The organism is Caballeronia sp. ATUFL_F1_KS4A (assembly GCF_023630905.1).
Classification (GTDB): Bacteria; Pseudomonadota; Gammaproteobacteria; order Burkholderiales; family Burkholderiaceae; genus Caballeronia; species Caballeronia zhejiangensis.
Genome location: NZ_JALQEB010000049.1, coordinates 1 through 5445 on the forward strand (window position 1 = coordinate 1; position 5445 = coordinate 5445).

The following is a 5445-nucleotide window of genomic DNA, read 5'->3' on the forward strand; positions in this document are numbered from 1 at the left end:
AGCATGAGGAGCCTGACGATTACCTACTTTCACACGGGTATCCGCACTATCATCGGCGTGGAGTCGTTTCACGGTCCTGTTCGGGATGGGAAGGGGTGGGACCGACTCGCTATGGTCATCAGGCATGACTTGTTGTTGTCTCGCCTGGGTGGGCGCGACAACCAATCTGGGAAGAAGTAGAAGTGTTTGGGGAGTGAGTGTCGCACAACGCTACTCAACCAGGGGTGGTATTGACCAAGCGCTGTGGCGCCAAGTCAGTACGTGAAACACACTGGTTATAGGATCAAGCCTTACGGGCAATTAGTATCAGTTAGCTCAATGCATTACTGCACTTACACACCTGACCTATCAACGTCCTGGTCTGGAACGACCCTTCAAGGGGCTCGAAGCCCCGGGGATATCTCATCTTAAGGCGAGTTTCCCGCTTAGATGCTTTCAGCGGTTATCTCTTCCGAACATAGCTACCCGGCGATGCGACTGGCGTCACAACCGGTACACCAGAGGTTCGTCCACTCCGGTCCTCTCGTACTAGGAGCAGCCCCCTTCAAATATCCAACGCCCACGGCAGATAGGGACCAAACTGTCTCACGACGTTTTAAACCCAGCTCACGTACCTCTTTAAATGGCGAACAGCCATACCCTTGGGACCGGCTACAGCCCCAGGATGAGATGAGCCGACATCGAGGTGCCAAACACCGCCGTCGATATGAACTCTTGGGCGGTATCAGCCTGTTATCCCCAGAGTACCTTTTATCCGTTGAGCGATGGCCCTTCCATACAGAACCACCGGATCACTATGACCTGCTTTCGCACCTGCTCGACTTGTCGGTCTCGCAGTTAAGCACGCTTATGCCATTGCACTATCAGCACGATTTCCGACCGTACCTAGCGTACCTTCGTACTCCTCCGTTACGCTTTGGGAGGAGACCGCCCCAGTCAAACTGCCTACCATGCACTGTCCCCGACCCGGATCACGGGCCAAGGTTAGAACCTCAAACAAACCAGGGTGGTATTTCAAGGACGGCTCCACCGAAACTGGCGTTCCGGTTTCATAGCCTCCCACCTATCCTACACAGATCGGTTCAAAGTCCAATGCAAAGCTACAGTAAAGGTTCATGGGGTCTTTCCGTCTAGCCGCGGGGAGATTGCATCATCACAAACACTTCAACTTCGCTGAGTCTCGGGAGGAGACAGTGTGGCCATCGTTACGCCATTCGTGCAGGTCGGAACTTACCCGACAAGGAATTTCGCTACCTTAGGACCGTTATAGTTACGGCCGCCGTTTACCGGGACTTCAATCAAGAGCTTGCACCCCATCATTTAATCTTCCGGCACCGGGCAGGCGTCACACCCTATACGTCCACTTTCGTGTTTGCAGAGTGCTGTGTTTTTATTAAACAGTCGCAGCCACCAGTTTATTGCAACCCTTTCACCCTCCTGGCGCAGGCCAGTCAAGCTACAAGGGCGTACCTTATCCCGAAGTTACGGTACCAATTTGCCGAGTTCCTTCTCCCGAGTTCTCTCAAGCGCCTTAGAATACTCATCTCGCCCACCTGTGTCGGTTTGCGGTACGGTCATCGTTAGACTGAAGCTTAGAGGCTTTTCTTGGAACCACTTCCAATTGCTTCGCTTCCGAAGAAGCTCGCGCCACGCCCTTGAATTACGCACCCGGATTTGCCTAAGTGCCTTCTCCAACGCAGCGACCGGGACGTCCAACACCCGGACAACCTTCCGCGATCCGTCCCCCCATCGCATCTAACAATGGTGCAGGAATATTGACCTGCTTCCCATCAGCTACGCATTTCTGCCTCGCCTTAGGGGCCGACTCACCCTACGCCGATGAACGTTGCGTAGGAAACCTTGGGCTTACGGCGAGGGGGCTTTTCACCCCCTTTATCGCTACTCATGTCAGCATTCGCACTTCCGATACCTCCAGCACGCTTTTCAACGCACCTTCGCAGGCTTACGGAACGCTCTCCTACCACACGTACTTGCGTACGCATCCGCAGCTTCGGTGACTGGCTTGAGCCCCGTTACATCTTCCGCGCAGGACGACTCGATCAGTGAGCTATTACGCTTTCTTTAAAGGGTGGCTGCTTCTAAGCCAACCTCCTGACTGTTTTAGCCTTCCCACTTCGTTTCCCACTTAGCCAATCTTTGGGACCTTAGCTGGCGGTCTGGGTTGTTTCCCTCTTGACACCGGACGTTAGCACCCGATGTCTGTCTCCCGTGATTGCACTCTTCGGTATTCGGAGTTTGCTATGGCGTAGTAATCCGCAATGGACCCCACAACCATGACAGTGCTCTACCCCCGAAGGTGATACACGAGGCACTACCTAAATAGTTTTCGGAGAGAACCAGCTATTTCCAAGTTTGTTTAGCCTTTCACCCCTATCCACAGCTCATCCCCTAACTTTTCAACGTTAGTGGGTTCGGTCCTCCAGTACGTGTTACCGCACCTTCAACCTGGCCATGGATAGATCACTTGGTTTCGGGTCTACGCCCAGCAACTGATCGCCCTGTTCGGACTCGCTTTCGCTACGCCTGCCTTAATCAGTTAAGCTCGCTACTGAACGTAAGTCGCTGACCCATTATACAAAAGGTACGCCGTCACCCGTTTCCAGGCTCCGACTGTTTGTATGCATGCGGTTTCAGGATCTATTTCACTCCCCTCCCGGGGTTCTTTTCGCCTTTCCCTCACGGTACTGGTTCACTATCGGTCGATCACGAGTATTTAGCCTTGGAGGATGGTCCCCCCATCTTCAGACAGGATTTCACGTGTCCCGCCCTACTTGTCGTACCCCTAGTTCTTCCTCGCTGTTTTCGTCTACAGGGCTATCACCTGCTATGGCCGCACTTTCCAGAGCGTTCGACTAACAACAAAGATAAAGAGTACAGGCTGATCCCATTTCGCTCGCCACTACTTTGGGAATCTCGGTTGATTTCTTTTCCTGCGGTTACTTAGATGTTTCAGTTCACCGCGTTCGCTCCACACAACCTATGTATTCAGTTGTGGGTACTCCATTAGGAGTGGGTTTCCCCATTCGGACATTTGTGGATCAAAGCTCGTTTGCCAGCTCCCCACAACTTTTCGCAGGCTACCGCGTCCTTCATCGCCTGTGATCGCCAAGGCATCCACCACATGCACTTGTTCGCTTGACCCTATAACAAGTGTGTCTCTCTCGAGCCACCCTCGCCATAGGCTGAGTATTCGCGTTGTGCCGTATTCCAAGTCATCATCAAGATCACTTTTCATACTTGATACAATCACTACCCTGACTACCCGACTCACACCCATCTCTAAGTGCTTTTAGATAGTCTCTTTACTACTTCTTCCAGATTGTTAAAGAACGTTTAGCCGACAAGCTCACTTCACTCGCCTGCGACATCAACTGGCTTTCAATCGCCAATGCAAAGTGCTTCACGAAACACTGCGCATTGAGGACTTGGTGGAGGATGACGGGATCGAACCGACGACCCCCTGCTTGCAAAGCAGGTGCTCTCCCAGCTGAGCTAATCCCCCGCGTCTCGCGTCTGCAGCCTCACTGACTGCCTGACTCATCTTGACCGTGGTGGGTCTGGTTGGATTCGAACCAACGACCCCCGCCTTATCAAGACGGTGCTCTAACCGACTGAGCTACAGACCCAAAGCCTGTCTTCAAACAACAGCCGATAAGCGTGAGCGCTTAACTTCGTGTGCGAAGCTCGAGAAAGGAGGTGATCCAGCCGCACCTTCCGATACGGCTACCTTGTTACGACTTCACCCCAGTCATGAATCCCACCGTGGTAAGCGCCCTCCTTGCGGTTAGGCTACCTACTTCTGGTGAAACCCACTCCCATGGTGTGACGGGCGGTGTGTACAAGACCCGGGAACGTATTCACCGCGGCATGCTGATCCGCGATTACTAGCGATTCCAGCTTCACGCAGTCGAGTTGCAGACTGCGATCCGGACTACGATCGGTTTTCTGGGATTGGCTCCACCTCGCGGCTTGGCAACCCTCTGTTCCGACCATTGTATGACGTGTGAAGCCCTACCCATAAGGGCCATGAGGACTTGACGTCATCCCCACCTTCCTCCGGTTTGTCACCGGCAGTCTCCTTAGAGTGCTCTTGCGTAGCAACTAAGGACAAGGGTTGCGCTCGTTGCGGGACTTAACCCAACATCTCACGACACGAGCTGACGACAGCCATGCAGCACCTGTGCGCCGGTTCTCTTTCGAGCACCCCCACCTTTCAGCAGGGTTCCGACCATGTCAAGGGTAGGTAAGGTTTTTCGCGTTGCATCGAATTAATCCACATCATCCACCGCTTGTGCGGGTCCCCGTCAATTCCTTTGAGTTTTAATCTTGCGACCGTACTCCCCAGGCGGTCAACTTCACGCGTTAGCTACGTTACTAAGGAAATGAATCCCCAACAACTAGTTGACATCGTTTAGGGCGTGGACTACCAGGGTATCTAATCCTGTTTGCTCCCCACGCTTTCGTGCATGAGCGTCAGTGTTGGCCCAGGAGGCTGCCTTCGCCATCGGTATTCCTCCACATCTCTACGCATTTCACTGCTACACGTGGAATTCTACCTCCCTCTGCCACACTCAAAGCCTGCCAGTCACCAATGCAGTTCCCAGGTTAAGCCCGGGGATTTCACATCGGTCTTAACAGACCGCCTGCGCACGCTTTACGCCCAGTAATTCCGATTAACGCTCGCACCCTACGTATTACCGCGGCTGCTGGCACGTAGTTAGCCGGTGCTTATTCTTCCGGTACCGTCATCCTCCATCCATATTAGGGACGAAGTTTTCTTTCCGGACAAAAGTGCTTTACAACCCGAAGGCCTTCTTCACACACGCGGCATTGCTGGATCAGGGTTGCCCCCATTGTCCAAAATTCCCCACTGCTGCCTCCCGTAGGAGTCTGGGCCGTGTCTCAGTCCCAGTGTGGCTGGTCGTCCTCTCAGACCAGCTACAGATCGTCGCCTTGGTAGGCCTTTACCCCACCAACTAGCTAATCTGCCATCGGCCGCCCCTATAGCGCGAGGTCCGAAGATCCCCCGCTTTCTCCCTTAGGTCGTATGCGGTATTAATCCGGCTTTCGCCGGGCTATCCCCCACTACAGGACACGTTCCGATGTATTACTCACCCGTTCGCCACTCGCCACCAGGGTTGCCCCCGTGCTGCCGTTCGACTTGCATGTGTAAGGCATGCCGCCAGCGTTCAATCTGAGCCAGGATCAAACTCTTCAGTTCAATACCTGTTACTGTTTTCTATTCTTCCGAATAGGTCGCTCACTCAACGTACTGACGATGATTTATTCCATCCAAAGATGAACAAACCTTCCTCTGATACTTCGTGTGAGACTCTTGATACTTTTGCTATCGCCGATTCCAAAGAACCAGCCGCACTCGCCATCAAGCGCCCACACTTATCGGCTGTTAGTTTTTAAAGAGCA

2 tRNA genes and 3 rRNA genes are annotated in these 5445 nt (G+C 53.3%); all 5 read right to left on the bottom strand.

Annotated features, from left to right (window positions below):
- Positions 1-10: 10 nt before the first annotated feature.
- The 5 genes from rrf to NCS03_RS30965 all read right to left on the bottom strand — a co-directional run bounded on the left by rrf (position 11) and on the right by NCS03_RS30965 (position 5242).
- Positions 11-123: ribosomal RNA gene (gene rrf, locus NCS03_RS30945) — 5S ribosomal RNA — on the bottom strand.
- A gap of 156 nt (positions 124-279) precedes the next feature.
- Positions 280-3162 (bottom strand): 23S ribosomal RNA (locus NCS03_RS30950).
- A gap of 285 nt (positions 3163-3447) precedes the next feature.
- Positions 3448-3523: transfer RNA gene (locus NCS03_RS30955), tRNA-Ala, on the bottom strand.
- A gap of 47 nt (positions 3524-3570) precedes the next feature.
- Positions 3571-3647: transfer RNA gene (locus NCS03_RS30960), tRNA-Ile, on the bottom strand.
- Between the two features lie 63 nt (positions 3648-3710).
- A 16S ribosomal RNA gene (locus NCS03_RS30965) occupies positions 3711-5242 on the bottom strand.
- The 16S, 23S and 5S rRNA genes sit together here with 2 tRNA genes alongside, the layout of an rRNA operon.
- Positions 5243-5445 lie beyond the last annotated feature (203 nt).